The sequence below is a fragment of the Nocardia sp. NPDC055050 genome, from assembly GCF_053608345.1.
In genome coordinates this window covers 75745-101847 of the sequence record NZ_JBSGVG010000009.1, presented here as the reverse complement: position 1 = coordinate 101847, position 26103 = coordinate 75745, and the positions used below count along the sequence as shown (strand labels likewise).

Annotated in this window: 31 protein-coding genes and 1 other RNA gene; 18 read left to right on the top strand and 14 right to left on the bottom strand. The window is 67.6% G+C overall.

Going from position 1 to position 26103, the window contains the following annotated elements:
• Positions 1 to 18 precede the first annotated feature (18 nt).
• The gene (locus ACWGCN_RS11955; RefSeq protein WP_378991376.1) at positions 19 to 399 is read left to right on the top strand and encodes a MerR family transcriptional regulator; all 381 of its coding nucleotides are present in this window, start codon (positions 19 to 21) and stop codon (positions 397 to 399) included.
• Positions 400 to 469: 70 nt separating this feature from the next.
• On the opposite strand, the gene ftsX is transcribed toward ACWGCN_RS11955, so the two are convergent.
• The 6 genes from ftsX to ACWGCN_RS11925 all read right to left on the bottom strand — a co-directional run bounded on the left by ftsX (position 470) and on the right by ACWGCN_RS11925 (position 5264).
• Positions 470 to 1372, bottom strand: coding sequence for a permease-like cell division protein FtsX (gene ftsX / locus ACWGCN_RS11950; RefSeq protein WP_378991377.1), 903 nt, complete (start codon positions 1370 to 1372; stop codon positions 470 to 472).
• Positions 1372 to 2061, bottom strand: a complete 690-nt coding sequence (gene ftsE / locus ACWGCN_RS11945) for a cell division ATP-binding protein FtsE (RefSeq protein ID WP_378632943.1) — start codon at positions 2059 to 2061, stop codon at positions 1372 to 1374. The genes ftsX and ftsE overlap by 1 nt, the downstream gene beginning before the upstream one ends.
• A 54-nt stretch (positions 2062 to 2115) precedes the next feature.
• Positions 2116 to 2271 carry a hypothetical protein gene (locus ACWGCN_RS11940; protein ID WP_378632946.1) on the bottom strand — a complete coding sequence of 52 codons (156 nt, stop codon included), beginning with the start codon at positions 2269 to 2271 and terminating at the stop codon, positions 2116 to 2118.
• The gene (locus ACWGCN_RS11935) at positions 2258 to 3115 is read right to left on the bottom strand and encodes a mechanosensitive ion channel family protein (protein ID WP_378991378.1); all 858 of its coding nucleotides are present in this window, start codon (positions 3113 to 3115) and stop codon (positions 2258 to 2260) included. Before ACWGCN_RS11935 ends, ACWGCN_RS11940 begins: the two co-directional genes overlap by 14 nt.
• 128 nt (positions 3116 to 3243) lie before the next feature.
• Positions 3244 to 4362 carry a peptide chain release factor 2 gene (gene prfB, locus ACWGCN_RS11930; RefSeq protein WP_056812604.1) on the bottom strand — a complete coding sequence of 373 codons (1119 nt, stop codon included), beginning with the start codon at positions 4360 to 4362 and terminating at the stop codon, positions 3244 to 3246.
• Between the two features lie 44 nt (positions 4363 to 4406).
• Entirely contained in the window at positions 4407 to 5264 is an 858-nt protein-coding gene (locus tag ACWGCN_RS11925) for a helix-turn-helix transcriptional regulator (protein WP_452459486.1), read from the bottom strand.
• Between the two features lie 141 nt (positions 5265 to 5405).
• Here ACWGCN_RS11925 and ACWGCN_RS11920 point away from each other — a divergent pair, with 141 nt between their 5' ends.
• The 8 genes from ACWGCN_RS11920 (at position 5406) to ACWGCN_RS11885 (ending at position 12653) form a co-directional block, all read left to right on the top strand.
• Positions 5406 to 5987, top strand: a complete 582-nt coding sequence (locus ACWGCN_RS11920; RefSeq protein WP_452459487.1) for an NADPH-dependent FMN reductase — start codon at positions 5406 to 5408, stop codon at positions 5985 to 5987.
• A gap of 122 nt (positions 5988 to 6109) precedes the next feature.
• The gene (hisN, locus tag ACWGCN_RS11915) at positions 6110 to 6895 is read left to right on the top strand and encodes a histidinol-phosphatase (RefSeq protein ID WP_452459488.1); all 786 of its coding nucleotides are present in this window, start codon (positions 6110 to 6112) and stop codon (positions 6893 to 6895) included.
• Between the two features lie 95 nt (positions 6896 to 6990).
• The gene (recQ, locus tag ACWGCN_RS11910) at positions 6991 to 8982 is read left to right on the top strand and encodes a DNA helicase RecQ (RefSeq protein ID WP_378991383.1); all 1992 of its coding nucleotides are present in this window, start codon (positions 6991 to 6993) and stop codon (positions 8980 to 8982) included.
• A gap of 92 nt (positions 8983 to 9074) precedes the next feature.
• Positions 9075 to 9308 carry a hypothetical protein gene (locus ACWGCN_RS11905; RefSeq protein ID WP_378991385.1) on the top strand — a complete coding sequence of 78 codons (234 nt, stop codon included), beginning with the start codon at positions 9075 to 9077 and terminating at the stop codon, positions 9306 to 9308.
• 320 nt (positions 9309 to 9628) lie between these two features.
• Positions 9629 to 10237 (top strand): YdcF family protein, encoded by a 609-nt coding sequence (locus ACWGCN_RS11900; RefSeq protein WP_378991387.1) that lies wholly within the window; start codon positions 9629 to 9631, stop codon positions 10235 to 10237.
• A gap of 95 nt (positions 10238 to 10332) precedes the next feature.
• Entirely contained in the window at positions 10333 to 11271 is a 939-nt protein-coding gene (locus tag ACWGCN_RS11895; RefSeq protein ID WP_378651804.1) for an acyl-ACP desaturase, read from the top strand.
• Positions 11272 to 11319: 48 nt separating this feature from the next.
• On the top strand, positions 11320 to 11793 hold the full coding sequence (gene smpB, locus ACWGCN_RS11890) for an SsrA-binding protein SmpB (protein ID WP_452459489.1): 474 nt from the start codon (positions 11320 to 11322) through the stop codon (positions 11791 to 11793).
• A complete protein-coding gene (locus ACWGCN_RS11885) occupies positions 11790 to 12653 on the top strand; it encodes an EamA family transporter (RefSeq protein ID WP_378991389.1) in 864 nt (287 codons plus the stop codon). Before smpB ends, ACWGCN_RS11885 begins: the two co-directional genes overlap by 4 nt.
• Positions 12654 to 12657: 4 nt before the next feature.
• On the opposite strand, the gene ACWGCN_RS11880 is transcribed toward ACWGCN_RS11885, so the two are convergent.
• Positions 12658 to 13956 carry an ABC transporter substrate-binding protein gene (locus ACWGCN_RS11880; protein WP_378991390.1) on the bottom strand — a complete coding sequence of 433 codons (1299 nt, stop codon included), beginning with the start codon at positions 13954 to 13956 and terminating at the stop codon, positions 12658 to 12660.
• Between the two features lie 225 nt (positions 13957 to 14181).
• Between ACWGCN_RS11880 and ssrA the strand changes: the two genes are divergently transcribed.
• Positions 14182 to 14554: a transfer-messenger RNA gene (gene ssrA, locus ACWGCN_RS11875) on the top strand.
• A 156-nt stretch (positions 14555 to 14710) separates the two neighbouring features.
• On the opposite strand, the gene ACWGCN_RS11870 is transcribed toward ssrA, so the two are convergent.
• Positions 14711 to 14854, bottom strand: coding sequence for a hypothetical protein (locus tag ACWGCN_RS11870; RefSeq protein WP_378991391.1), 144 nt, complete (start codon positions 14852 to 14854; stop codon positions 14711 to 14713).
• 214 nt (positions 14855 to 15068) lie between these two features.
• Between ACWGCN_RS11870 and ACWGCN_RS11865 the strand changes: the two genes are divergently transcribed.
• The 4 genes from ACWGCN_RS11865 to ACWGCN_RS11850 are packed head-to-tail and all read left to right on the top strand — an operon-like array spanning position 15069 to position 17819.
• On the top strand, positions 15069 to 15398 hold the full coding sequence (locus ACWGCN_RS11865) for an ArsR/SmtB family transcription factor (protein ID WP_378991392.1): 330 nt from the start codon (positions 15069 to 15071) through the stop codon (positions 15396 to 15398).
• Positions 15398 to 16093 carry a cation transporter gene (locus ACWGCN_RS11860; protein WP_452459490.1) on the top strand — a complete coding sequence of 232 codons (696 nt, stop codon included), beginning with the start codon at positions 15398 to 15400 and terminating at the stop codon, positions 16091 to 16093. Before ACWGCN_RS11865 ends, ACWGCN_RS11860 begins: the two co-directional genes overlap by 1 nt.
• Before the next feature lie 2 nt (positions 16094 to 16095).
• The gene (locus ACWGCN_RS11855) at positions 16096 to 16704 is read left to right on the top strand and encodes a methyltransferase family protein (protein WP_378991628.1); all 609 of its coding nucleotides are present in this window, start codon (positions 16096 to 16098) and stop codon (positions 16702 to 16704) included.
• Positions 16705 to 16757: 53 nt separating this feature from the next.
• Complete coding sequence (locus ACWGCN_RS11850; protein WP_378991394.1) at positions 16758 to 17819, top strand: hypothetical protein; 1062 nt, start codon at positions 16758 to 16760, stop codon at positions 17817 to 17819.
• 91 nt (positions 17820 to 17910) lie between these two features.
• Here the strand turns inward: ACWGCN_RS11850 and ACWGCN_RS11845 are convergent, their stop codons facing one another.
• Complete coding sequence (locus ACWGCN_RS11845; protein WP_378991395.1) at positions 17911 to 18159, bottom strand: DUF5302 domain-containing protein; 249 nt, start codon at positions 18157 to 18159, stop codon at positions 17911 to 17913.
• A gap of 72 nt (positions 18160 to 18231) precedes the next feature.
• Here ACWGCN_RS11845 and ACWGCN_RS11840 point away from each other — a divergent pair, with 72 nt between their 5' ends.
• Entirely contained in the window at positions 18232 to 19119 is an 888-nt protein-coding gene (locus tag ACWGCN_RS11840; protein WP_378991396.1) for a hypothetical protein, read from the top strand.
• Here the strand turns inward: ACWGCN_RS11840 and ACWGCN_RS11835 are convergent.
• On the bottom strand, positions 19097 to 19921 hold the full coding sequence (locus tag ACWGCN_RS11835; RefSeq protein ID WP_452459492.1) for a DUF1266 domain-containing protein: 825 nt from the start codon (positions 19919 to 19921) through the stop codon (positions 19097 to 19099). The genes ACWGCN_RS11840 and ACWGCN_RS11835 overlap by 23 nt on opposite strands.
• A 141-nt stretch (positions 19922 to 20062) precedes the next feature.
• Here ACWGCN_RS11835 and ACWGCN_RS11830 point away from each other — a divergent pair, with 141 nt between their 5' ends.
• Complete coding sequence (locus ACWGCN_RS11830) at positions 20063 to 20758, top strand: helix-turn-helix domain-containing protein (protein ID WP_452459493.1); 696 nt, start codon at positions 20063 to 20065, stop codon at positions 20756 to 20758.
• Positions 20759 to 20882: 124 nt separating this feature from the next.
• The gene (locus ACWGCN_RS11825; RefSeq protein WP_378991399.1) at positions 20883 to 21371 is read left to right on the top strand and encodes an NUDIX hydrolase; all 489 of its coding nucleotides are present in this window, start codon (positions 20883 to 20885) and stop codon (positions 21369 to 21371) included.
• Here the strand turns inward: ACWGCN_RS11825 and ACWGCN_RS11820 are convergent.
• The 4 genes from ACWGCN_RS11820 to ACWGCN_RS11805 all read right to left on the bottom strand — a co-directional run bounded on the left by ACWGCN_RS11820 (position 21347) and on the right by ACWGCN_RS11805 (position 24390).
• Positions 21347 to 21745 carry a VOC family protein gene (locus ACWGCN_RS11820; RefSeq protein ID WP_378633010.1) on the bottom strand — a complete coding sequence of 133 codons (399 nt, stop codon included), beginning with the start codon at positions 21743 to 21745 and terminating at the stop codon, positions 21347 to 21349. The genes ACWGCN_RS11825 and ACWGCN_RS11820 overlap by 25 nt on opposite strands.
• A 52-nt stretch (positions 21746 to 21797) precedes the next feature.
• The gene (locus ACWGCN_RS11815; RefSeq protein ID WP_378991400.1) at positions 21798 to 22211 is read right to left on the bottom strand and encodes an arsenate reductase ArsC; all 414 of its coding nucleotides are present in this window, start codon (positions 22209 to 22211) and stop codon (positions 21798 to 21800) included.
• Between the two features lie 142 nt (positions 22212 to 22353).
• A complete protein-coding gene (locus ACWGCN_RS11810) occupies positions 22354 to 23655 on the bottom strand; it encodes a D-arabinono-1,4-lactone oxidase (protein ID WP_452459494.1) in 1302 nt (433 codons plus the stop codon).
• A gap of 57 nt (positions 23656 to 23712) precedes the next feature.
• Positions 23713 to 24390, bottom strand: coding sequence for a TetR/AcrR family transcriptional regulator (locus ACWGCN_RS11805; protein ID WP_378991403.1), 678 nt, complete (start codon positions 24388 to 24390; stop codon positions 23713 to 23715).
• 129 nt (positions 24391 to 24519) lie between these two features.
• Between ACWGCN_RS11805 and ACWGCN_RS11800 the strand changes: the two genes are divergently transcribed.
• The gene (locus ACWGCN_RS11800; RefSeq protein WP_452459495.1) at positions 24520 to 26013 is read left to right on the top strand and encodes an MFS transporter; all 1494 of its coding nucleotides are present in this window, start codon (positions 24520 to 24522) and stop codon (positions 26011 to 26013) included.
• The last annotated feature ends 90 nt before the right edge of the window (positions 26014 to 26103 follow it).

Below are 26103 nucleotides of genomic sequence, written 5' to 3'. Positions count from 1 at the left end.
GACGGTGCCGGTGGTCACATGCTGATCGGCGAATTGGCCCGGCGCACCGGGGTCGCCACCCGGCTGCTGCGCTACTACGAGGAACAGGGTCTGCTACATCCACACCGCGACAGCAACGGTTACCGCAGTTATCCCGCATCGGCGGCAGCGACGGTCGCCCGGATCAGGGAACTGCTGGCCGCAGGACTGAACACCGATGACATCGCCCTGCTGATGCCGTGCGCCGAGGACGCGGGACCGGTCCAAGCCTGCGAGATGTCGGTGCGAATCATGGCCGACAGAACCGCCGAACTGGACCGGCGCATCGCAGACCTCGACCGTCAGCGATCCCAACTCGCCGCTCAACTCGGCGCCAGCCTCGCCCACGCCGGGCAGCGGCCGTCGACGGGCCTGAAGTAACCAGCACGCTTGACGTCGGCCGCCGTCGACGCGGCGGGACCGATCGAGCCGGCCCCGCCGCGCACAAACCTTATTCGCGCACGTAGTAGCGCAGGGTCAGGTAGGCGGTGACGGCGGCGAAGACGATGCCGACAGGCGCGATCGTCAGGGCAACCACCGCGATGTCGTCGCCGGTGATGCGCGGGAACACATTGCTGTCGAACAGCGGCCCCAGCGCCCGGTCGATCACCAGCGGCCGGGCGATCACCAGGCCGAGGATCGCGAGTACCGAACCGACGAAGGCGGCCGCGACCGCTTCGAGCAGGAACGGTAGCTGGGTGTACCAGCGGGTCGCGCCCACCAGGCGCATGATGCCGACTTCCGTGCGCCGCGTGAACGCGGCGATCTGCACCATGTTCAGCACCAGCAGCATCGCGGCCAGCGCCATCACCAGCGCCAAACCGAACGCGGCATTGCGTAGTCCGTCGAACAGGCTGGTCAGCCGGTCGACGAACTCCTTGTCGTTGGCCACGATCCGCACACCCGGCCGCGTCGCGAAGCCGTCGTAGATGTGCTGATACTGGTCGGCGTCGGTCATCTTCACCCGCAACGAGGCAGGCAGCGGCGAGTCGGAGATGTACTGCACCATTTCCGGCTGATCCGCGAACAGCTTCTTCGCCTCCTCCAGCGCGTCGGCGCGGTTGAGGAACTGCACGCTCTCCACACCCGAGGTCTGCTTGAGGTCGGCCAGCAGCGACTTGCACGGGTCGGCGGCGCAGTCGGGATCGGTGTCGGAGACCGCGTCGTCGAGATAGAAGCGCACCTCGAGGCGGCCGATGAAGAAGTTCTCGGTCTTGTCGGCCATCCGCACCGACAGCATGCCGCCGCCGAGCATCATCAGTGACACGGCCGTGGTCAGGATCATCGCGATGGTCATCGTGAGATTGCGGCGCAGGCCGTCGACGACCTCGGTGAACAGGAAACTCAGTCGCATTATCGACCCACCCCGTAGACGCCGGTCGCTTCGTCGCGCACGAGTCTGCCGTGGTCGAGTTCCACCACCCGCCTTCGCATGGCGTCGACGATGTGATTGTCGTGGGTGGCCATCAGCACCGTGGTGCCGACGCGATTGATCCGTTCCAGCAGCGCCATGATGTCGGCGCTGGTGTCGGGGTCGAGGTTGCCGGTCGGCTCGTCGGCGAGCAGGACCAGCGGCCGGTTGACGAACGCGCGCGCGATCGCGACCCGCTGCTGCTCACCACCGGACAGCTCCGACGGCAACCGCTGCCCCTTACCGCCGAGCCCGACCATGTCGAGGACCTCGGGCACCGTCCGGTCGATGAACTGGCGCCGCTTACCGATCACCTCCAGCGCGAACGCGACGTTCTGTTCCACGGTCTTCTGCTGCAACAGCCGGAAGTCCTGGAACACGCAGCCGATCCGCTGCCGCAACTTGGGCACCTTCCGGCCGGGCAAGCGGTCGACGCGGAAATCCGCGACCCGGATCTCGCCCGATGTCGGCGCCTCTTCCTTGAGCAGGAGTCGCATGAAGGTCGACTTGCCCGAACCGGACGGGCCGATGATGAAGACGAACTCGCCTTTTTCCACATCGACGGAAACGTTGTCCAGCGCCGGTCGCGTCGAGGTCTCGTACGACTTGGTCACGTTGCGCATGGTGATCACGGGGAGCCAGTGTAACCAGCGAACCAAGCGTCTCAGCGGGACGCGGCGCGTCGATCAGGGTTGGGGGTCGGCATTCACCCAGGTCGGTACGGCGTTGAGGAACGTCGTCGGGCCCTCGGCAGCGGTATCGGTGGGTTTGACGAACAGGTACACGACAAACGTCGACAGCCACGCCGCCATCAGGATCGCTGTGGACTTACGTGGTTTCACTGATTCCCTCCTTACGCAGGGCCGCGGCGACGCGTACGCGCAGTTCGCGACCCACTTCGAATTGTTTGCCTGGCAATGTGCGGGCAACCATCCGGATGTTCATCACGTCGAGCGAGAGATCTTCGACACCCATCACCGACGGCTCGTCGAGCAGCAGCGGTTTGAGGCGGCGATCCTCGTAGGCCTTGGTGCACACCGCGTGCAGGATCTCGTTGATCTTGGTGATATCTGCTTGCGCGGAGACCGGGACGTCGATCGCGGCGCGCGCCCAATCCTTGGACAGATTGGTGACTTTCACGATCTGCCCGTTGGGGACGATGATCACCTCGCCGTCGGAGTTGCGCAGCGTGGTGATGCGCAGCGTCACGTCCTCGACGGTGCCCTCGGCCGGGTCGGCGGAGCCGGTGACCGAGATCTGCACCACGTCACCGAAGCCGTATTGGCGCTCGGTGATCAGGAAGAACCCGGCCAGAATGTCCTGGACGATGCGCTGCGCGCCGAAACCGAGCGCGGCACCGAGCACCGCCGCGGGCGCGACCAGTCCCGTCACCGCGAAGCCCAGCCGACGCAACACCTCCATGCCGACCAGCACGTACACGATGGTCAGCACCACCCACGTGACCACCTGCGCCAGCGCGTGACGGTGCTTGGCCGCCTCGGTGCGGACCAGGGCGTCGCTGGTCTGGAAACCCGAGTCGATCTTGGTGGTCACCCGGTCGCGCAGGAACGCGGCGAACCGGCCGAACAGCATCGCGCCGACGATCAGCAGGACGATTTCCAGCCCACTGGAACGCATCCAGTCGCTGATCTCGGGTCCGCTGTTGGCCGCGAGGACGTCGGTCATCGCGTCTCCTTCATGGACCTGCACAGGCACAGTTTCGGTTCGGTCGAACGCACACCAGAAAGGTTACAGGTCGGTCACGGCGTGCGGTCAAACGTGCTGAAGCGCACGGTTTGTGAGCGAACAGCTGGCTACGCGTCGTCCTGATCGCGCATACGCCAACGGATTCCGGACTCGATGAAACCGTCGATGTCGCCGTCGAGGACCGCGGTCGGATTGTTGACTTCGTGGTTGGTGCGCAGGTCCTTGACCATCTGGTACGGGTGCAGCACGTAGGAACGCATCTGGTTGCCCCACGACGCGCCCTCGTTGGTCTTGAGCGCGTCCATCGTGGCGCGCTCCTCCTGGCGCTTGCGCTCGAGCAGCTTGGCCTGCAGCACGCGCATGGCCGAGATCTTGTTCTGCAGCTGCGACTTCTCGTTCTGGCAGGTCACGACGATGCCGGTGGGGATGTGGGTCAGGCGCACCGCGGAGTCGGTGGTGTTGACCGACTGGCCGCCGGGGCCCGACGAGCGGTACACGTCGACCCGGATCTCGCCCTCGGGAATCTCGATGTGGTCGGTCGTCTCCACCACGGGCAGGACCTCGACCTCGGCGAAGGAGGTCTGGCGACGGCCCTGGTTGTCGAACGGGCTGATCCGGACCAGGCGATGCGTGCCCATCTCCACCGACAGGGTGCCGTAGGCGTACGGCGCCTTCACCGCGAAGGTGGCGCTCTTGAGGCCGGCCTCTTCGGCGTAGGAGGTGTCGTAGACCTCGACGGGGAACTTGTGCCGCTCGGCCCAGCGGATGTACATGCGCATCAGCATCATCGCCCAGTCGGCGGCGTCGACGCCGCCGGCGCCGGAACGGATGTTGACCAGCGCGTCACGCTTGTCGTACTCGCCCGAGAGCAGGGTGCGCACTTCCATCGCCTCGACGTCCACGCGCAGTGCGGCGCGCTCGGCATCGGCGTCGGCGGTGGCTTCGGCGGCGGCCGCGTCTTCTTCGGCCTCGGCCAGTTCGTAGAGCACCGGCAGGTCCTCGAGCCGCTGGCGCAGATCCTCGACCCGGCGCAATTCGCTCTGCGCGTGCGAGAGCTCACTGGTCACCTGCTGGGCGTGCTCCTGGTTGTTCCACAGCTCGGGATCGGCGGCCTGGTGCTCGAGTTCATCGATGCGGCGGCGTAGTTCCTCGACATCGAGGACCGACTCGACCGTCTTGAGCGTGGTGTCGAGTTCTGCGAGGTCGGCGATAACGTCAGGATGCACGATGTCCTAGGCTACCGGTCCCGTCCGACACAGTGCCTATTCGGTCAGCTTGCGATGGACCGCAAGCCCCCTGGGCGGCGTCCGACCAGCTGGTCGAGGGCGTTCGCGCTGGCCTCGTCGGCCGGGAGCAGGACGTAGAGCGACTGGTCGTCGTCGATGGACAGATCCAGCGATTCGTAGGCCAGCCGCAGCGTGCCCGCCTCGGGATGATCGAGGCGGTTGATCCCGCCCGACGGCGGCAATCCGGGCAGCGTCGCGAGGCGATCGGTGAAGACGCTGCCCGCCGTCACGGTGAGTTCGTCGACCAGGGCGGCGACCATCGGGTCGGCGCGGAACGGGCCCTGCTTGAGCGAAGCGACCAGCTTGTCGGCAGCCGAGTCCCACTCCGGGTACAGCTCGCGGGCGCCGGGGTGGGTGAACACGAAACGGGCGACGTTGGCGGGCTCGCCCTGCTCGAACAGCCCCGCGGGCGCCATCAACTTCCGGTAGCCCTCGGTGCAAGCCAGGATCTCGGTGAAGCGGTTGGTGATCGCGGCGGGAGCGGGTTCCAGCTGGGCGAGAATCGCCAGGATCGTCGGACGCACCGTGCGGTTGGGACCGTTCTCGGCAGCGCCGCAACTGAACCCGGACGCGCCTTTGCTGAGTTGATGCAGGTGGACGCGTTCGCGAGGACTCAGCCGCAACGTCTCGGCCAGCGCGGACAACACCTGGGCGGAGGGATGGCTGTCGCGGCCCTGCTCGAGCCGGATCAGATATTCCACACTGACGCCCGCCAGCAGCGCGACCTCGGCGCGACGCAGACCCGGCGTGCGCCTGCGTTGTCCGGCGGGCAGCCCGACCTCGGCGGGGGAGACCGCTTCGCGGCGGGTCCGCAGGAACAGCCCGAGTTCGTTGTCGCTCACCTCGTCGACGGTACCCAGCTCGGCGCATCGGAGAGTGGCCGTGCCACTACCACTCTCAGCGTGGTCTCCCTGCGACGCTCGCGGTCCGCGAGATTTGGTCGTACCGGCTGATCGAGCCGGTACGACGAACAGGAGAACATCGTGTCCACGCTGAAGCTCGCGATCATCATCGGCAGTGTCCGTGACGGACGATTCGGCCCCGTTGTCGCGAACTGGTTCGCCCAGCAGGTCGACGACCGTTTCGAGGTCGACATCATCGACCTCGCCGACACCACCATGCCCGCCCTGCCCGCCGTGCCGCCCGCCCTCGACCCCGACCCGGTCCGCCCCGCCGGCATGCGCGACCTCACCGGCCGCTTGGCCGCGGCCGACGCCTTCGTCATCGTCACCCCCGACTACAACCGCAGCTACCCGGCCGCCCTCAAAGCCGCCATCGACTGGCACTTCACCCAGTGGGACGCCAAGGCGATCGGCTTCGTCGGTTACAGCGGCGGCTCCGGCGGACTCCTGGCCATCGAACACCTGCGCCAGGTGTTCAACGAACTCAACGCCCACACCGTGCGCAACTACGTCTCGTTCCCGCGCTACTACATGCTCTTCGACGAGACCGGCCAACTCCACGACCCGCAGGAACCAGAAGCCGCCGCCACGGCCCTCCTCGACCAGTTGCACTGGTGGACAAGTGCGCTGGTCGCAGCGAAAACAGCCCAGGTCGTGGCCTGACCAGGCGGCTTTCGCGCGTTCTCGGACACCCGGCCGGAGCCGCTGAGCCGGGGCGGGGAACGGCAGCGATGTTCACCGCGCCGCGAACTCGAGCGCACCGGCTCGGCGAATACACTCCCACCGTGGCTGCCTACTCCGCTGACCTGGACCTTGCCCTGCGACTGGCCGACCAGGCCGACGCCATCTCCCTCGAGCGTTTCGGCGCTGTCGACCTCAAAGTCGACTCGAAACCGGACCTCACCCCGGTCTCGGACGCCGATCTCGCGGTAGAACAGCTGATCCGCCGCGTACTCGCCGACGAACGCCCCGCCGACGCTGTGCTCGGCGAGGAGTTCGGCGGTGACGCCGAGTTCAGCGGCAGGCAGTGGGTGGTCGACCCGATCGACGGCACCAAGAACTTCGTCCGAGGCGTACCGGTGTGGGCCAGCCTGATCTCCCTGCTGGAGGACGGTGTCCCGGTGGTCGGCGTGGTGAGCGCGCCCGCGCTGGGCAGGCGCTGGTGGGCCGCCGCCGGTTCGGGCGCATGGGTGCAGGTCCACCCCGGAGCGCCCAAGCCGATCTCGGTATCCGCGGTCGCCGACGTCGACGCCGCGAGCCTGGCCTTCTCCAGTCTGTCCGGCTGGCACGAGCGCGGTCTGCGCGAGAAGTTCATCGACCTCACCGACGCCGTCTGGCGAGTCCGCGGTTACGGCGACTTCTTCAACTATTGCCTGGTCGCGGAGGGTGCGGTCGATATCGCCGCCGAGCCGGAGGTCTCCCTGTGGGACCTGGCCGCTCTCGACATCCTGGTCCGCGAGGCGGGTGGCGCGTTCACCTCCCTGGACGGACGCTCCGGCCCGCACGGCGGCGACGCTGTTGCTTCCAACGGCCTCCTCCAAGACGAGGTCCTCGGCCGTTTGCGCGGGTGAATCGAAGTTATCCACAGGTGCGCAACTTCGGCATCCGCCGCCGTCGGCTCCGGTCGACGGGCTGCGCGACCGGCGCTCGCTCGTAGGATGGCCCGGTGAGCAATTCCGGCGCCACAGCCCCCGATGTCGACGACTTCCCGCCCGAGGACTTCCCACCCGACGACGCGTACCCGTCCGACGGCGGGTACGTCTCCGAACACGATTTCGCCGACACCGGCGACTTCCACTTCGACGATCTCGCCCCGGCCACCCCGGGCCGGGTCGCGGCTCCCGATCGCGCTGAGACAGCCGACGAGGTACTACGCCGCGTCTTCGGCTACGACAGCTTCCGCGGTGACCAGGCGGCCATCGTCGAACAGGTCGTCGGCGGTGGCGACGCGCTGGTACTGATGCCGACCGGTGGCGGCAAATCCCTCTGCTACCAGGTTCCCTCGCTGGTCCGTGAGGGTGTCGGCGTCGTGGTCTCACCGCTGATCGCCCTCATGCAGGACCAGGTCGACGCGCTGAGCGCCCTCGGCGTGCGGGCCGGATTCCTCAACTCCACCCAGTCGCCGGATCAGCGGCGGACGGTGGAGGCACAGTTCGTCTCGGGCGATCTGGACCTGCTCTATCTGGCGCCGGAACGCCTACGGCTGGAAGCCACGCTGCGCCTGCTCGACCGCGGCAAGATCGCCCTGTTCGCCATCGACGAGGCGCACTGCGTGTCGCAGTGGGGCCACGACTTCCGGCCCGACTACCTCGCGCTGTCGCTGGTGCACGAACGCTGGCCCGATGTCCCGCGCATCGCGCTCACCGCGACCGCCACCGAGAAGACCGCCGCCGAGATCGTCGAACGCCTGGATCTCGGCGCCGCGAAACAGTTCATCTCCAGCTTCGACCGGCCCAACATCCAGTACCGGATCGAATCGAAGAACCGCGCCGACCGTCAGCTGCTCGACTTCATCCGCGCCGAGCACCCCGGCGACGCGGGCATCGTCTACACCCTCTCGCGCAATTCGGTGGAGAAGACCGCGGCCATGCTCAACGAGAACGGCATCCGCGCGGTGCCCTATCACGCGGGCCTGGATTTCCGGACCCGTGCCGAGAACCAGTCCAGATTCCTGCGCGAGGACGGCCTGATCGTCGTCGCCACCATCGCTTTCGGTATGGGCATCGACAAACCCGACGTGCGATTCGTGGCCCACCTAGACCTGCCGAAATCGGTCGAGGGCTACTACCAGGAGACCGGCCGCGCGGGCCGCGACGGCCTGCCGTCGACGGCCTGGATGGTCTACGGCCTCAATGATGTTGTGCAGCAACGCAAGATGATCGACTCCAGCGAGGGCGACGCGGCCCATCGCCGACAGCTGCAACTGCACCTCGACGCCATGCTCGCCCTGTGCGAGACCGTCGGCTGCCGTCGCGCGCGGCTGCTCAACTATTTCGGTCAGACCGGTGGCGCCTGCGGCAACTGCGATGTGTGCCTGAATCCGCCCGAAACCTGGGACGGCACGGTGCCCGCGCAGAAGCTGCTGTCCACGGTGCTGCGGCTCAAACGCGAACGCGGACAATCGTTCGGCGCGGGCCACCTCGTCGACATCCTGCTCGGCAAGACCAACCAGAAGATCACCCAGCATCGGCACAACGAGCTCTCGGTGTTCGGCATCGGCACCGATCTGCGCGATACCGAATGGCGCGGGGTGGTGCGGCAGCTGCTCGCGGGTGGCCTGCTGGCGGTACAGGGCGAATACGGTGTCCTGGCACTGACCGACGAGAGCAACGAGGTGCTGTTCGAGGGCAGGAAGGTGCCGATGCGGCGCGAGCCCGAACGCGCCGCCCGCCCCGCGCGCAGCGCGAAATCGGCCAAGGCGACCGCCGACCTGCCCGCCGCCGACGTCGGAGTGTTCGAGCGCCTGCGGGCCTGGCGCGCCGCGACGGCGAAGGAACAGGGCGTGCCCGCCTACGTGGTGTTCCACGACGCCACCCTGCGCGAGATCGCCGCGCGCAAACCCGCCGACCTCGCCGCCCTCGGCACCGTCGCCGGCGTCGGCGAGAACAAACTGGCTCGCTATGGCGAGGGGGTGCTGACCACGCTGGCCGGGGAGTAGCGGTGCACCCGCGCCTCCCCGCCCAGCAGGGCGTACACGCGCGGCGGCGAGGAACCGCACCGAATCGGACGACGCCGAGTTACTGTCGAGTCATGGCGAACGGTGAAGGCTCGGACGACGATACGTCGGGCAGCAGCCCGAGTGCGGGAGCCGATACCCCGACACCCCCGATGCCGCACCGCCACATCGATCCGGTCGTCGCGCCGTCCCTGCTCGGCGTTCACCACGGGGTGATCCACCGCGGCAGGCCACGCTGGTCGACCCTCGCACTGATCGCCATCTTCACCGCCGCCTTGGTCCTCTACCTCGTACTGAGCCCAGGCTGACGTTCCGTCCGCACCGCCCGATCGGCCGCGTTCGACAATTTCCCACACGCCGCTGTCGGATCCGGTGCTGTGTCACTGACGGTCGTGTTCCAGCGATCGCCCTCGCTGCCCGCCGATCGATCGCGTGCTCGCCAAGTCCTCGTATGCCCCGACGTCCGATTCCGGAAATTTTGCGATGCCACGCACCAGCGGTGGCCGACATGCGCATGTGAGTTGTCGTAGGCGCAGGTCAAAGGGATACCTGACGTCGACGACCCGGCGCACCGTTGCCGAGCGGGACCGATCACGGAGATCGGCCCGAGCTCGAGGAGGCGACGGCAATGGTGCGGTGGACTTGGGGCAAGCGTGTGGTGTGCGCGGCGATAGCGGTCACGGGATTGGCCTGCGTGCCGGTACCCGCCGGTGCCGACTTTCCGGCCCCGCCCGGTCTCGACTTCGCGCGGGCGCTGGGCACACCGACCCTGCCCGGCATCTACGGCCCCGACACCGCCGTCGTGGTCCTCGGTTACGGCCTGACCCCGGAGGGGACGATGCGCGAGGAACTCGTGCGACGACTGCGCGCGGGCCTGGCCCAAGCCGTCTTCGCGCCGTGGTCGCCGATCATCGTCACCGGCGGCAACCCGCAAGCCGGTCTGTCCGAAGCCGACGCCATGGCCGAGTGGCTGGTCGGCGCCGGCATCGACGAGAGCCGGGTCCTGCGCGAATCCGAGGCCGACTCGACGGTGGCCAACGCTCGCAACACCGCGGCCATGCTCGCCGACAGGGGCTTGCGCTCGGTCGTTCTCGTCACCTCCGAGGACCACATCGCCCGGGCCAGAGGCGCTTTCGCCGACGCGGGCGTGCTGGTTGTCGGCGACCTCACGCCCGACCGCGCACAGTGGGATTCGGTGCCACTGCACGTCGGCAGCTTCGGCCCCGCACCGCTGTGACCGATCATCGCCGCACGTCGGCCGTTGTGATGAGTAGTCGCGGAAATCTCGGCAATAACCCCGAGAACCCACCCCTCGCCTCGTAGCGTCGACCCATGACGCTCCACCTGTCCGACAGCGACATCCTCGCCGAGCTCGAGCCGACGGCCGAAGCCAATCTCAACGACCACCTGTCCAAGGCCAAGATGTGGCACCCCCACGACTACGTGCCGTGGGACGAGGGCCGCAACTTCGCGGCCATGGGCGGCGACGACTGGGATCCCGAGCAGTCGCGGCTGAGCGAGGTCGCCAAGGCGGCGATGATCACCAACCTGCTCACCGAGGACAACCTGCCCTCCTACCACCGCGAACTCGCCGACACCTTCGGCTTCGACAACGCCTGGGGCACCTGGGTCGGCCGGTGGACCGCCGAGGAGAACCGCCACGGCATCGTCCTGCGTGACTACCTCGTCGTGACCCGCGCCGTCGACCCGGTCGCGCTCGAAGAGGCCAGGATGTCGCACATGACCGCGGGTATCGCCAAGCCGGAGAAGGGTTCGCAGTTCCTCAAGGGCGTCGCCTACGTCACGTTGCAGGAGCTCGCGACCAGAATCAGCCATCGCAACACCGGCGCCCTGTGCGACGACCCGGTCGCCGATCGCATGCTGGCCCGGATCGCCGCCGACGAGAACCTGCACATGATCTTCTACCGCAAGCTCTGCGCGGCGGCTCTCGACCTCACCCCCGACGAGGCCATGCGGGCCATCACCGACGTGATCCTGCGTTTCCAGATGCCCGGCCTCAACCAGCCCAACTTCCGCCGCAACGCGGTGCTGCTCGCCAAGCACGGCGTGTACGACCTGCGCCAGCACCTCGATGTCGTCCTGCGCCCGACCCTGCGGATCTGGCGAATCTTCGAGCGCACCGATTTCGGCCCCGAAGGCGAGATCGCCCGCGACGAGCTGCACACCTACCTGCTCGACCTCGAGGTCAAGGCGGCTCGTTTCGAGGAGCAGCGCGACCGCGCACTGGCCAGGGCAGCCGCCAGGGTCTGAGTCGGCCATGGAATAAAGGGCTGGCGCCGTCACTTACAGTTGACCGTTATGAAGGAAAAGGGGCGCAAGGTCATCGCGACCAACCGCCGGGCGCGGCACAACTACACGATCCTCGACGTCTATGAGGCGGGGATCGCGCTGGTCGGCACCGAGGTGAAGAGCCTGCGTGAGGGCAAGGCCTCGCTGGTCGACGCCTTCGCGACCGTCGACCACGGCGAGGTCTGGTTGCGCGGGCTGCACATCCCGGAGTTCAGCCACGGCACCTGGACCAATCATTCCCCGCGCCGCACCCGCAAGCTGCTGCTGCACAAGCGTGAGATCGAGCACCTGGTCGGCAAGTCGCGCGAGGGCAACCAGACGCTGGTGCCGCTGTCGATGTACTTCTCCGACGGCAAGGTGAAGGTGGAGCTCGCCCTCGCCAAGGGCAAGCAGGACTACGACAAGCGTCAGGATCTGGCCCGCAAGCAGGCCGAGCGTGAGGTCACCCGTGAAATAGGTCGGCGGGTCAAAGGCATTCGTTGATCTCCGTAGTGCTCGCCCTCGTCGCGGCGGCGGGCTACGGAGTCAGCGACTTCTTCGGCGGGATCGCCGCGCGCAGGGTCACGGCGCTGCGTGTGGTTGTGGTGTCGTATCCGTTTTCCGTGCTGCTGGTCTTGCTGATCGCGCCACTGGTGGGCGGGCATGCCGACACCGCGTCCGTGCTGTGGGGCCTGGCCGCCGGTGTGGCCAGTGGCCTGGCGGTGTGGTGGTTCTACGCCGCGCTCGCCGACGGTCCCATGTCGGTGGTGTCGCCGCTGACCGCGGTGCTGGTCGCGGGCATCCCGGTGATCGCCGGGTTCTTTCTCGGCGAACGGCCCGGCGCGATCGCGATCGCGGGCATCGCCGTCGCCCTGGTCGCGGTGGTACTCGTGAGCAGGGAAGCACCCGACGAAACCACCGAGGAGATCACCGGCGGCAGGCAACTGCGTTTCACCCGCCGGGTCGCGCTCCTCACGATCGGGTCGGGTGCCGCGTTCGGTTTCGCGTTCTACTTCCTGCACGAAACCAGTGCGAGCGCGGGACTGTGGCCCCTGCTCGCCCAGCGGGTGGCGGCAACCGCGGTCGTGTGGACATCGGCGCTGGCGGCAGGCGAATTCCGTGGACTGCACGGTGAACCACTGCGCCTGGCACTGGCGGTCGGCGTGCTCGATGTGATCGCCAATGCCGCGCTGCTCTACGCCTTCCACGGCGCGATGCTGTCGGTGGTGAGCGTGATCGGCTCGCTGTATCCTGCGGCGACCGTGTTGCTGGCGATGGTCCTGCTCGGCGAGCGCATCAGCGCCACCCAGAAGGTCGGTATGGTGCTCGCGCTCACGGCGGTCGCCATGATCGCCGCGAGCTGATTCCCTACAACCGGGTGCAGGGCTCGTGCAGGTTGAGTCGACCCAGCGTCTTGCCCTGGTAGCCGACACTCACCGCTCTGGCGCCCATCGGCGCCTCCCGGTCCGGTTCGAACACCGCCGACCACTCCGTCTCCAGATCCGGTTCGGCCGCCCCCGCCGGATGGATCACGACCATGCCCTCACCGTCGGGTTTCATCGCGCCGACGCTGCGGCGCAGGCCGGCGCGGGTGAGTTCGCCGTTCGCCGCCGCGGCGGTGAGCAGGGCTTTGAGTGGATAGGTGATCGCCCAGCCCAGCGAATAGCCGAAGTTGGCCGGTTCGCCGGTGATCGCGTCGCGGGCGTGCTTGGCGCCCACGCTGTCGCCGGCCCAGCTGTCGACCGGGGTCGTGTAGTTGTAGAGCGCGGTCAGCGCCGGCGCGGCCGCCGATTGCAGCAGTGCCGCGTTCCAGGTGGGTAGCGAGCCGAGGAATCGCCCGGTGAAACCCGACTTCACCAGCTTGCCCACGATCTCCGCGGTCTCGGCGGGTCCGGTGGCCAGCATCACCAGGTCCGGCGCGGCGGCCAGGATCTCCGCCACGGGACCGTCCTGGTTGCCGACCTCGGCGTTGGGTCCGGTGTCGATGCGATCGGCGATGGTGGCGTCGTTGGCCAGCGCCCACTTCAGCGCGCCGCTGGCGTAGTCGCCGCCGTAGTTGCCGCGATAGGCGACCACGGCGATATTGCGCGGCGCGTAATGGGTTTCGGCGAACCAGTCGAGGCCGGTCACCGCTTCGGTGCAGTAGGAGTAGCCCGCGCTGAGCACCAGATTGCGGTCGGCGCTGCGATAGTTCCAGCCCGACCACTGGGTGGCCGCGGTGCTCACCATGTCGTCGGCGTCCATCTGGTTCAGCATCGCGACGGTTTGCGCGGTCCCGAAACTCATCGACAAAGCGAGCACGTTCGGCTCGATCTCCTCGTACGCGCTGCGATGGGTGCGCGGATCGTAGGAGGTGTTGCGGGTGTAGGTGCTGATGTCGATGTCGTAGCCGCCGATGCCGCCCGCCGCGTTCACCTGCTTCCAGAACGCCATCTGACCGTCGTTCATCGAGGCACCGAGCGGGGTGAACGGCCCGTTCGCCAGATCCGAGAGCACCCCGAGATAGATGCAGCCGTTATCGGTGTTCGGCGAACCGGGACAGGGCGTGCTGGTGACGCCCGGCGCGGCGGTGGACTCGCCCGACGAGCAGGCCGCGGCCAGCACGAGACTCGCAACAGCCGGGATCGCCGCGAATCGGCGCAGTCCACGGTGACTGGTGAATGCCATGAGATAACTCCTTGCTCCAGTCGCCCAGGACATTTGACCGTTCCGGGGCGGCCGAACGAGAACAGTACCCGTCACCACCGGCAGCCCCACCCGGATTCGCCGAGGCCATCTGGCGGGGTTCGCTACAAGATCACTCCGGCGACACCGCGAGCTGGCAGAAATAATGGGAAGATCTCACGTCGCGCCGGTGTTAATATGACTAGCCCGCACGGTGCGGGCACGTACGGGGCTGAACGGTTTCGACTGCGTACGTTGATTCAGGGGAAGCGTGTCGGTGCAGGCAAGAGACCACCGTAAGCGTCGCTGCAACCAATTAAGCGCCGATTCCAATCAGCGCGAGTACGCCCTCGCTGCCTAAGTAGCCAGGTCGTCTCTGTCAGTCCGGGTTCGTCCCTCGACCCGGGTACTGGCATCAGCTAGAGGGAATTACCGTTCGGCTCGGTCGCGGAGTCGGATGGGACATCTAACAGCGACTGGGATCGTCATCCAGGCTTGTTCGCGAGACTTGGAGATCCGAGCAGAGACACAGCGAACTGCACACGGAGAAGCCCTGAAGACGCGGCGGAGGACCCGGGTTCGATTCCCGGCAGCTCCACCCAGGCCCTCCGCCTGTTACCGCAGGTGGAGGGCTTTTTTCATGTCCCGACGCGCGATGAACACCACGCGGCTCAACGGCGTTGCAGCCGCGGTGGGCCCAGCCTTCCGGACGCCAGCCTGTCGGCATGTTCTCGCGTGCGAGCTCGACCGTCCGGGTCTACCTCCGGGCGAACTTGATCAGGATGAATGCGACGGCGAGCCACGCTGCCGCGTAGACCCCGGCGCGTACCGGGTTCCAGTTGTCGGCGAGCAGGAGAGCGCCGAGGACGGCGAGGCCGGCCAGCAGGGCGAAGATTCTCATGGGCGGTGCCTTTCGGTGCGTGGTGCCGGACGACCTGAACGCCGGCTCACTATTCTTGAATGCAGTTCTGGGCAGCGAAGATTCACGGATTATCGGCCACAAGTTCCCGTCAGGGCAGCGAGATCGATGCCTACATCGATGCCCGCCTCGATCCGTCAGCGGCACCATCAGTACATCCTTTTCTGAATACAGATTCTGATGTACCGTTAGGTCTATGGAATCCACGGTGCAGACCGACGCGCTGTCCCGATTCGGCTACGCCCTCTCGGACTCGACCAGAACCAAGATCCTGCTGAGTCTGCGGAAGGAACCCGGCTACCCGTCGGAGTTGGCGGAGGCGATCGGTGTCTCGCGGCAGATCCTGTCCAATCACTTGGCCTGCCTGCGTGGATGTGGTTTGGTCGTCGCGGTTCCCGAGGGGCGGCGCAGCCGGTATGAGCTGGCGGATCCGCGGATCGGGCGGGCGTTGGACGATCTGGTCGGCCTGGTGCTCGCCGTTGATCCGGCCTGCTGCCCGGCGGCGGAATCGGAGGGCTGCTGCTGATGGAGTCGATCGGGGTGCCCGCGCTGATCGCGCCGAGTTCGGTGCGCGAGGCGGTGCTGACGACGCGGATTCGGTGGTTGGTCGCGGCGACGATCAGCTACAACGTGGTCGAGGCGATCGTCGCGCTGAGCGAAGGCGCGCGGGTGTCCTCGTCCGCGCTGATCGGGTTCGGTCTCGACTCGGTGATCGAGGTGTCCTCGGCGGCCGCGGTGGCGTGGCAGTTCGCCGGGCGCGATCCGCAGGCGCGGGAGAAGGTGGCGCTGCGGGTTATCGCGTTCTCGTTCTTCGCCTTGGCCGGCTATGTCGCTGTCGACGCCGTCCGTTCGCTGCTCGGGGTCGGTGAGGCACGGCATTCGACGGTCGGGATCGGGCTGGCGGCCGCGAGTCTGGTGATCATGCCGGTGCTGTCCGCCGCGCAGCGGAGGGCGGGGCGCGAGCTCGGGTCCGCCTCCGCCGTGGCCGATTCCAAGCAAACCCTGCTGTGCACCTATCTCTCGGCCGTGTTGCTGGTCGGCCTGCTGCTCAACAGCCTGTTCGGCTGGTCGTGGGCTGATCCGCTCGCGGCGCTGGTGATCGCGGTGATCGCGGTCAACGAAGGAATCAACGCCTGGAAGGGCGAAACCTGCTGCGCGACGATGTCCACCGATGTCGGTCACCGCGGCTGCTGTGACAACGACGATCGAGGGAACCCATGATGATGGCGATCTGCGCACTGGTTCTGTACCTGGTTTTCGGCCTGCTCGGCTTCGGCTGGCGCAGTTGGCGTCAGTATCAGGCCACGGGTTCGACCGGTTTCCACGGCATCAGCGGACGGCCCGGCTCGATCGAATGGCTCGCCGGCGTCGGTTTCGTCGCCGCGATCGTGGTCGGCACGGCATCGTCGGTGCTGCAGCTGGCCGGTGTCGTAGCCCCGATCGGGGCGCTGTCCGCGATGCCGATTCAGACCGCCGGATTCGTGCTCGCCGTCGCGGGTATCGCGGCAACGCTGTACGCGCAGATCGAGATGGGCGAATCGTGGCGCATCGGAGTCGATCCCAGCGAGACGACGACCTTGGTCGACACCGGGGTGTTCGGTCTGGTTCGCAACCCGATCTTCACCGCGATGCTCGTCTTCGCGGGCGGCGTCACGCTGATCATCCCGAACGCTGTCGCGATCGTCGCGTTCGCACTGTTGCTGGTGACGATCGAGCTGCAGGTACGGGCGGTCGAAGAGCCCTATCTGACGCGGGTCCACGGTGCGAACTACCGTGCCTACCTCGCGGCGACGGGACGGTTCGTCCCCGGCCTCGGACGGGCTCCACTCTGATCCGGTAGACCCTGGTGACGGGTGGTGCGGATGGGCCACGTAGAACTGAGCGAATGACGCGGTATGCATACGACTCGGGGGCGGGAACGCTGGTCGCCACCTGGGGGACCGGTCGCGGTGATGTCGCCGAGACGATCGCCGAGGTGCCAGGCGCCGAGCACGGTGTGGAGCTGGCGGCGGCGTTGGCGAGTCTGGCGCGGTTCCAGTGGCGGACCTACACCCATCCGGCGACCGCCGCCGGTGATCCCGATGTCGTGAACGGGGAAGCGTGGCGGCGGGCGGAGGAGCGCAATCGCTTCGCGAAGGTCGAAGCGGCGCTGCGCACCCCCAATCTGCCCGACGACGACGGATGCATGCTGGTCTTCTACAGCCCCATCGAGGAATCCGCGCACCACGTGGGCCGTGTGCTCCATGCGATCGGTGACGCGAGCCTGGTCGACCGGGTGGTGAACGAGGTGCTCACCGAGCAGGCGGCGATCACGGCCGCGGAACTGGGCGATCTGGCAGGTCGAGCCAGGCAGGCCGTCGAACTCACCCGCCCGGAGATCTCCCCGGTGCAGGTGCACGCGGCGGACACCCTGCTCCGGGCCAATCCCTTGGGCACGATCGACCTGTTCACCGAACTGGACCCCGCCGCCGCCTCGGTCGCCGCCGCGCACTGGCTGCGGGCCGCGGCGACGGTGGCAGGCGAGGTCACGGGCCTCGAGCCGGTGGACGTGGTCGCCGAGGCGGACGACATCGAAGCGCTCCAGGTCGAAACGCCGACCGTGGTCCTGGAACGCCTCGGCGCGGGGGAGACGCCCACCCAGGTGGTGGTCGACCTGATCGCCGATGCCATCGCCGTCTCCGAGGGTAAGGTCCGCGACCTGGACGGCATCATCGAAGCCGCGCAGGAAATCGAGGAACGTGACGACGAGGACGACGATCTCGACGACTGGACCGACGGCTACCGCATCTGCCGCCTCGACCCCACTCGCCCCGCCATCGATCTGCTCGAGGACCTACTGGGCGCCATCCGGGGCTGCTGGCTGGTTTTCAGCGAAGCAGACAGCGGCGCCATCTTCGAGAACGCTGTCCGAACCGAAGCGGACGCAGATACCTCCCGCTTGCAGTAGCTCCCACTCCACCGAAAAGCCCTGCGCCGCAGAATTATTGCCAGCGGAGCAGGGCTGATCACGGAAGGACAGTCGCGTCCCGGCGCGAAAACTATCCGCCGGCGCGACGGCGGAAGGTGCGCTTCCCGCCCGCCTGCGCATGCGTCCCACGCACTTTGGCGGAATTCTGGGCGGCTCCACCCGCGGAGGAGTGGCCGTTCTTCCGCTCGAGCGCCTCGCGGAACCTCCGCTTCGTCGCCTCCGCCGGGGTTTCGATCGCGTCCGCGGACTGTTCGGCGGAGACTTCCTGTTCATCGGGCATGCGTACAGCCTGCCACCTCGGCGCGGCTTCGAACACCATCGGCAGGACCATCGCCCCGCCCGCGACGGCCCCTCGGTAGGATCCACCGATGCGGGGCAGGCCAGGAGGGACGTGGCTTTGATCGAAGTATGGGGTGCGCGAGTCGCGGTCCGGTACGCGGACGGGCGGTTGGTGACGACGCCGCTGCGCGCCGACAACGAGATCGCGCTCGACGTCGGAGTGGCCGAACTGGGCAGGATCGCGCTCGCGAACACCGACGACGGGCAGATGGCGTTGCTGCTGTTCTTCCGGTCGGCGCAGTTCGTGGTGAACGGTGCGCCGACGGATCGTCATCCGGTGCCGGTGTTCCTCGAAACCGGCCTACGCGAACAGGCGCAGGCGCTGATCAGGGCGGTCGAACGCGACCTGGTCAGCCTACGCAGGGTGTTCCCGCCCCGCCCGAATCTCGTTCCACCGCACTCGGTGCCGGGTTCGAACGGCCCGCAGCGCCCCGATGTCACGGCGGCCGCACGCCGAATGCGGCACGCGGGCAACTCCTTACGCGAGATCGACATCCTGCACGGCTGCGCCCGGCCCGACGAGTACGTTCTCGAACTGGCCCAGGCGGGCCACGAGGGCGCTCCCGGCCTGGTCGCGATCACCACGCTGCGCCTGCTGTTCGTGTCCGCGTGGGCGGTCTACGAATTTCCGGTCTCGGTCCTCACCGGCGCCGAAGTGCTCACCGCCCCCGGACAGGTCGCGACGCTGCGGATCTCGGGAGCGGGCGCCGACCTCGATTTCGTCGACTGGGAACCCGCCGACTTCACGCGCATCACCGAGGCCGTGCGTCTGGCCTGCGAGATCGAGCACGTCGACGGATCCATCACCCAGTCGATGCCCTGCTCGGCCGACCTCTTCGGCGAATGGCAACTGCTGGTGGAACGCCGCAAACTGGGCATGGTCGACGACGATCCGTTCCGCCGTCAAGCCGTCGGCATCATGCTGACGATGCCGGGCTGAACACCGGCGCACCCGGATGCAGCGACACCCGCCGCCACGGACTCGACGGTCGAAGGTGCAGCCCCGCGATCATCCGTCTACGTTCGGTCACTTGGCTTTTCGCGGCCGACAGATCTTGCGTGGCCGCCCAGAAGATCGCACCGGTGAGGAACCCGTCGCCGAACTGGCGCCAGTTGCGATAGTGCTGACGCGCCCGATCCAGCCCGGTCAGCATGTGTTGCCACGCCTCGTCCTCGGTCAGGTATCCGGCCGTGCACGCGGCGCGGGCGATGAACACCAGCCGTGCCAGATCCCACGCGGTGGCGTCGATCTGCAGCGGCGTCGGCAGGCTGTCGGTGATGCCGAGTTTGATGGCCTGTAGCCAGGCGTCGTAGTCGCGATCGATCCCGGCGGGCCCGCGATAGCCACGGAAACCCGAAAGGGTGTGCAGGAATTCGCGATGCTCGTCGGCCAATCCCGACCGATCGACCCGGCCGGTGTCGGTCGCGGCCATGACGGCGAGCGGATGAACGAGTTCGAACAGCGGCGCGTGCATCCCGGCCAGCAGCCGCCGCACGGTGTCGTGGGCGTCCTCGGCGTTGTCGACGCCCCACGACTCGTGCAGTCCTTCGATGGCGGTCTCCCGCCGCGTCGACGCGCTGTCGGGCTCCTCCGGGAGGAACGCGACGCCGTCGCATTGCGCGCCCCAGCTGCGCCCGTAATACGCACCGACAGCCAGCGCCCTGATCCGGTCGTCGTCGACGAACGCCCCCGACCAGATGTCCGGCTCGATATCTATGTCCGCACCGGGAAATCCCGCCACCCGCGGCCGTCCACCCCGCACTGATGCTGTCGGTTGCATTGGCACCCCTCTGCCGAGCCGAACGTCGTGCCGTCAGATCTTACGGACCGGGTGATCATGGTGCGGCAGCTACCTGTCGGTGGGCGGGACTACCGTCGAAGTGTGGCCGAATACCGGGAACGCGAATCACGGCTGGACCGAGCGGTGGTCTGGTCGCGAACCATGCCCGCCGCTACCGGTCCCGTCACGGTGTTCCCCGACGGTTGCATGGATCTGATCTGGACCGAGGGCACGCTGATGGTGGCGGGTCCGGACAGCCGCGCGTTTCTCGCACCGACCGCGCGGGCGCGAGAATTCGTCGGCGTCAGGTTCGCGCCGGGCAGCGCGCCCACGTTGCTCGGGGTTCCGGCGGTAGAACTGCTGAACCAGCGGGTCGATCTGGCCGAGATCGCACCGTCGCGCGCCACCCGCGAACTCGTCGATCGCATCGACAACGCGCCCGACCGCGTTGCTGCCCTGGAAGCGATCGCATTACGATTCGCCGCCGACAACGGCCCTGCCGATCCGGCGCTCACCGCTGTCGTCGATGCCCTCTCGGCGGGCGCGACGGTCGCCGAAACCGCCGCTCGGACGAGCATGTCGGCCCGGATGCTGCACCGGCGCTCCCTGTTCGCCTTCGGTTACGGACCCAAGATGTTGGCCCGTATTCTCCGATTTCAACGTGCGCTCGCGGCGCTACGCACCGGAATCCCGGCGGCGCATATCGCCGCCGTGACCGGCTTCGCCGACCAGGCGCACCTGTCCCGGGAGGTCCGTGACCTGGCTGGATGCTCGGTAAGCACTCTGCAAACCCGCTGACCGGGCGTCTCACCGCCCGGAAAGTCTCATTCGGCACAGCGTGACGGAAGGTTTAGGCTCACTAGTGCACGCCCCGTCGCAAGTGCTCAGTCCAGTCCGAACACCGACGAGAGGATGTGACCTGATGATCGACGAATCCGTGTACTCCACGCTCCGTATCGAGGCAGAACGAGACGAAATCCGCCGGCTTGTCGTCGGCGCGGTCGTCGTCCGCCATCAGCGAGTGCTCATTCTGCGCCGCCGACGATCGGATTTCCTGGGTGGCCGGTGGGAGTTGCCCAGCGGCGTCGTCGAGCCGGGTGAGGCACTCGACGAAGCGCTGGCCCGCGAAGTCGCGGAGGAAACCGGGCTGCAGGTCACCGGAGTCAGCGACTACCTCGGCGATTTCGACTACCTGACCGGTGCGGGCGCCCGCACCAGGCAGTTCACCTTCGTCGTCGACGTGGCCGCGTCGGGACCGGTGACGCTCACCGACCACGACGCGCACCTGTGGACCAGGCTCACCGGAGAACCCCCGGTCAGCGACGAGGTCCGCGAGATGCTCGGCCGCTATCAGCAGCGTCAGCGCGACCCCCACGACTGGTCGTCCTATTCGGCGGGCAACGGCGCGTAGAGGTCGATTCCGTGCCCGTCGGGGTCGGCGAGCGAGGCGTAGCGCTGACCCCAGAAGGCATCCCACGGTGGGAGTTCGCCGTGATGGCCAGCGTCGACGAGCTCGGCGTAGAGCTTGTCGACCTCGGCCGGATCGGCGCATCGGAACGCGAGACTGCTGCGGCCGGGACCGGTCGGCGGCTGCCAATCGGGCGCGAAGGAGGCAATCGTCGCCTCGGTGTCCAGTGCCAGCCGAAGGCCACCGCCGATCACGGCCTCGGCATGGCCCTCGGCTTCGGCGCCGTCCGGGAAGACCAGTCCCAGCCGGCGGTAGAAGGCCACCGAAGCGGCCATATCGGAAACTACAACGGACACGACATCAAGCTGTGGAGTCATATTCGCAGCGTAAACACTGGATCGTGGGTGCGTCTTGAACGAATCGGACGTGTCAGCGGGCGGGTACCGGCAGCAGTTCGGCGATCAGATTGCCGATCAGGATCTGCAGGTGGTCGCGAATGCCGCGCACCACCTCGATGGGCTGACCCGCCGGATCCGACAGCACCCAGTCGCGATAGCTGATCCCCGGAAAATACGGGCACACCTCGCCGCATCCCATCGTGACCACCACATCCGAGAGCCCGACGACATCGTCGGTGAGCGCGGCAGGCCGTGCGCCCGCGATATCGATCCCGATCTCGGCCATGGCCACCACCGCGGCGGGGTTCAGCGCGGCGGCCGGTTCGCTGCCCGCGGTGCGCACCTCGATCCGGTCACCGGCCATGGCGCGCAGGAGACCCGCCGCCATCTGTGATCGGCCCGCGTTGTGGACGCAGACGAACAACACGCTGGGAGTGTGGGCCATGGTCGCCCTTTCGGCGCAGGGGCGAAGTGCTTGTGGCGCTTCGGATATCACCCGTCATCATTCCATCAGCGCGCTGCGGCGGGGGTGGGTGTGGACGAACCGGCGACCAGGTTGTCCGAGCAGTGTCCGCGCGGCGAGGACGTCAGTCGAGTGAGCCCAGTACCCGGTGCACGTAGTCGTTGGCGAATACACCGGTGGGGTCGAAGCGGCGTCGCACCGCGGTGAACCGGTCCCAGTCGGGGTAGCGCGGCCGCAGTGTCTCGGCGGTCTGGAAGTGGCGTTTGCCCCAGTGCGGCCTGCCGTCGTAGGCGTCGAAGACCGCCTCGCACGCGCGGAAGTACGGTTCCCACACCATGCCCTGATACTGGTGCACCGCGATGTAGCAGGTGTCGCGTCCGCCCGCGGGGGACAGGAAGGCGTCGTCGGGCGCGACCCAGCGCACCTCGATCGGCATCGGGGTGCCGAATTGCCTTCCCAGCGCGAGGATCTCGCGAATCGCCTCGGCCGCGTGCGCGCGCGGGATCGCGTATTCCATCTCGTTGAACTTCACCAGCCGCGGGGTGGAGAACACACGATAGGAACGGTCGACCTGCCGGTTGTTGCTCCCGGCGAGCGTGGCCGCGCGGTGAATCATCGGGATGGCGGCGGGAATTCGCCGACCGAGCTTGCACATGCCGTCGTAGACGTGGTTGGCGATCAGGATGTCGTTGATCCACTCGCGCATCGTGCCGCGCGGTTGCTCCGGTGCCTGCGTGCGATCGATGGCCTTGGTCATCGCCGTGGCGCTGTGCGGGAACGCGAAGAACTCGAAATGATCACTGCCGTCGGCGAATTCGTCGATATCGGCGAGCACCTCGTCCAGCGGCACCGGCCGCTCGACGCACTCCAGCACGAACGACGGCTCGAGTTGCAGAGTGGCCGCGGTGACGACGCCGAGCGCGCCGACGCTGACCCGCGCCGCCTTCCAGCCGTCGGCGTCGGTCTGCTCGTTGAGCTCCACCCGGGTGCCGTCCGCGCGCAGCACCTCCACCGAGTGCAGTGCCGCCGAGATATTGCGCAGCCGAGCGCCGGTGCCGTGGGTGGCGGTGGCGGTCGCGCCCGCGAGGCTCTGTGTATCGATGTCGCCGAGATTGGGGAAGGCCAGGCCGTGCCCGTGCAGCAGCGGGCTCGCCGCGTGCAGTGAGATCCCGGCCTCCACCCGCACGCGTCCGGTGGCGGAGTCGACGTCGAGAACCTTGTCCAGACCGCTGAGGTCGATCAGCGTGCCGTCGGTGAGCACGGCGTCGGTGAACGAGTGTCCCGACCCGGCGACGCGCACGGTCCGCCCCGCGGCGGCCGATTCGGTCACGATCGCGGCCAGTTCCTCGACGTCGCGCGGCGCGGCGACGACGGCGGGTGTGCAGCTCTGCTGGCCTGCCCAGTTCACCCAGGTGCTCTTGGTCATGTGTCCAACAGTAGAGGATGCACTGTGACGCGCGCTACTGGATGGGCAGGTTTCGGCTCAGCGACGACGTCCGAGGCAGCCGGCGGCCTTGGCCTGCTCGACTTCCTCGTTGGTCATCGGCGCGACCAGCAGTGGCCTGCGCGGCACCGCGTCGGTGCGGACGCCGTTGAGTGCGATGGCCATATACCGTTGCCATACTTCGGGATTGATCGGCGCCGCGAACTCCGCGAGGGAATTGACCATGTGGATCAGCGCGAAGAAGTCGGTGGTCGCGATATCGGGGTCCACCGCGCCCGCCGCGCGCGCACGATCGATGATGCCCGCGACCGCCGGTTGGATCCGGTCGCGCAACTCGGCGAAACGGGCCGGATCTTCCTCGAGTTCGAGCATCACCTCGCCGAAGCCGCGGTTGGTCGCCAGGTGTTTGCACGCACTCTCGAAGAACTCGACGAGCGCAAGCCAGGCGTCCGGGTTGCTCATGGCCGCGTCGGCCGCGTCGGCGAAGTCCTTCACGTGCTGGTCGAAGACCTCGGCGATCAGTTCCTTCTTGTTCGCGAAGCGCCGGTACACCGTGCCGACGCCGACTCCCGCGCGTTCGGCGACGTCGTCGAGGGTGATCTCGAGGCCGTGGTCGGCGAATAGCTCACGGGCGGCCGCGACGATGCGTTGCTGATTGCGTGCGGCGTCGGCGCGCAATCTGCGGGGTGGTGTGGCAGTCGTCGTGGCGTGATTCACAAGTACATCCTATCAATCCGGGGATTAAGTGGAGGTTGTTTCTCCGTTACTCTGGTAGCTTCGATTGAAGCGGAGGCGGTGTCTCCGATTATGCCACCTGAAACCATCCGCAGACCTACTAGGGGAGTTATGACCACCACACTCGACAAGGGGCCGCAGAGCCCCGCGGATACCGGTCGCCGCGGCTCGCACGCCCTGCGCTGGTGGGTGCTTGCCGTACTCGGCATCGCCCAGCTGATGGTCGTGCTCGATGCGACGATCGTCAATATCGCGCTGCCCGCGGCCCAGGCCGACCTCGGCTTCGGCGACGGTGACCGGCAGTGGGTCATCACCGGCTACGCCCTCGCCTTCGGCAGCCTCCTGCTGCTCGGCGGCAGGCTCAGCGACCTGTTCGGACGCCGCAACACCTTCATCGTCGGCCTCGTCGGCTTCGCGGTGGCCTCGGCCATCGGCGGTGCGGCCTCCAGCTTCGAGATGCTCGTCGCGGCCCGTGTCGGCCAGGGCGTGTTCGGTGCGCTGCTCGCGCCCGCCGCGCTCTCACTGCTCACGGTCACCTTCACCGAACCCGGTGAGCGGTCCAAGGCGTTCGGCATCTTCGGCGCCGTCGCCGGTGCCGGTGGTGCGATCGGCCTGCTGCTCGGTGGTGTGCTCACCGAATGGGCGTCGTGGCGCTGGGCGATGTACGTCAACCTGATCTTCGCCGCTGTCGCGCTCGTCGGCGCCGTGCTGTTGCTGGCCAAGCACACGTCGACCTCGCGTCCCAAGCTCGACTGGTACGGCACGGTCACCGTCACCGCCGCGCTGTTCGGCGTCGTGTACGGCTTCTCGCACGCCGAGTCCAACGGCTGGAGCGACCCGACCACGCTGGCCTTCCTGATCGGTGGCGCCGTGCTGCTGGCGGCCTTCGTCTGGATCGAGACCAAGGTCGCGCATCCGTTGCTGCCGCTGCGCATCGTCGCCGACCGCACCCGCGGCGCGTCGTACCTGACCGTGTTCGTCATGGGCATCGGCATGTTCGCGATCTTCTTGTTCCTCACCTTCTACATGCAGCTGACCCTGGCGTACACGCCGATCGTGACCGGTCTGGCCTTCCTGCCGATGGTGGCGGGCATGGTGGTCTCCTCGACCACCGCGCCGTCGCTGCTGCTGCCCAAGGTCGGACCCAAGATCGTCATCAGCGGTGGATTCCTGGTCGCCGCCGCGGGCATGCTGTGGCTCACCCGGATCGGTCTGGACTCGGGCTACGCCACCCATATCCTGCCCGCGCTGGTGCTGCTCGGCCTCGGCCTCGGTGGTGCGATGTCGGTCGCGTTCCAGGGTGCGACGGCGGGCGTGCAGCACGAGGACGCCGGCGTCGCCTCGGCGATGGTCAACACCAGCCAGCAGGTCGGTGGGTCCATCGGTACCGCGCTGCTCAGCACCATCGCGGCCTCGGCGATGACCGACTACGTGTCCTCGCACCAGCCGGGCCCGCTCACGATGGCGCAGGGCGCGATCGAGAGCTACACCACCAGCTTCTGGTGGGCGACGGCCACTTTCGTGCTCGGCGCGATCGTGATCGCGGCGATCATGCCGAACACGGTGCCCGCCCCGGCCGAAGGCGAACCGGTGCTGGCGCACTGATCCCGCAGAACTGAACGGCGATGGCCCGAACCGACAATCGGTTCGGGCCATCGTCGTTCGCCGGTACGGGCTGCTGAAAGTTTGCCACGA

Bases quoted from the DNA above. Each gene is read 5' to 3' on its own strand.
- ACWGCN_RS11955 (WP_378991376.1), top strand. From the start codon at position 19: ATGCTGATCGGCGAATTGGCCCGGCGCACCGGGGTCGCCACCCGGCTG.
- ftsX (WP_378991377.1), bottom strand. From the start codon at position 1,372: ATGCGACTGAGTTTCCTGTTCACCGAGGTCGTCGACGGCCTGCGCCGC.
- ACWGCN_RS11935 (WP_378991378.1), bottom strand. From the start codon at position 3,115: ATGACCGACGTCCTCGCGGCCAACAGCGGACCCGAGATCAGCGACTGG.
- ACWGCN_RS11905 (WP_378991385.1), top strand. From the start codon at position 9,075: ATGGCGAACGGTGAAGGCTCGGACGACGATACGTCGGGCAGCAGCCCG.
- ACWGCN_RS11900 (WP_378991387.1), top strand. From the start codon at position 9,629: ATGGTGCGGTGGACTTGGGGCAAGCGTGTGGTGTGCGCGGCGATAGCG.
- ACWGCN_RS11895 (WP_378651804.1), top strand. From the start codon at position 10,333: ATGACGCTCCACCTGTCCGACAGCGACATCCTCGCCGAGCTCGAGCCG.
- smpB (WP_452459489.1), top strand. From the start codon at position 11,320: ATGAAGGAAAAGGGGCGCAAGGTCATCGCGACCAACCGCCGGGCGCGG.
- ACWGCN_RS11880 (WP_378991390.1), bottom strand. From the start codon at position 13,956: ATGGCATTCACCAGTCACCGTGGACTGCGCCGATTCGCGGCGATCCCG.
- ACWGCN_RS11870 (WP_378991391.1), bottom strand. From the start codon at position 14,854: ATGAGAATCTTCGCCCTGCTGGCCGGCCTCGCCGTCCTCGGCGCTCTC.
- ACWGCN_RS11865 (WP_378991392.1), top strand. From the start codon at position 15,069: ATGGAATCCACGGTGCAGACCGACGCGCTGTCCCGATTCGGCTACGCC.
- ACWGCN_RS11860 (WP_452459490.1), top strand. From the start codon at position 15,398: ATGGAGTCGATCGGGGTGCCCGCGCTGATCGCGCCGAGTTCGGTGCGC.
- ACWGCN_RS11855 (WP_378991628.1), top strand. From the start codon at position 16,096: ATGGCGATCTGCGCACTGGTTCTGTACCTGGTTTTCGGCCTGCTCGGC.
- ACWGCN_RS11850 (WP_378991394.1), top strand. From the start codon at position 16,758: ATGACGCGGTATGCATACGACTCGGGGGCGGGAACGCTGGTCGCCACC.
- ACWGCN_RS11845 (WP_378991395.1), bottom strand. From the start codon at position 18,159: ATGGTGTTCGAAGCCGCGCCGAGGTGGCAGGCTGTACGCATGCCCGAT.
- ACWGCN_RS11825 (WP_378991399.1), top strand. From the start codon at position 20,883: ATGATCGACGAATCCGTGTACTCCACGCTCCGTATCGAGGCAGAACGA.
- ACWGCN_RS11820 (WP_378633010.1), bottom strand. From the start codon at position 21,745: ATGACTCCACAGCTTGATGTCGTGTCCGTTGTAGTTTCCGATATGGCC.
- ACWGCN_RS11815 (WP_378991400.1), bottom strand. From the start codon at position 22,211: ATGGCCCACACTCCCAGCGTGTTGTTCGTCTGCGTCCACAACGCGGGC.
- ACWGCN_RS11810 (WP_452459494.1), bottom strand. From the start codon at position 23,655: ATGACCAAGAGCACCTGGGTGAACTGGGCAGGCCAGCAGAGCTGCACA.
- ACWGCN_RS11800 (WP_452459495.1), top strand. From the start codon at position 24,520: ATGACCACCACACTCGACAAGGGGCCGCAGAGCCCCGCGGATACCGGT.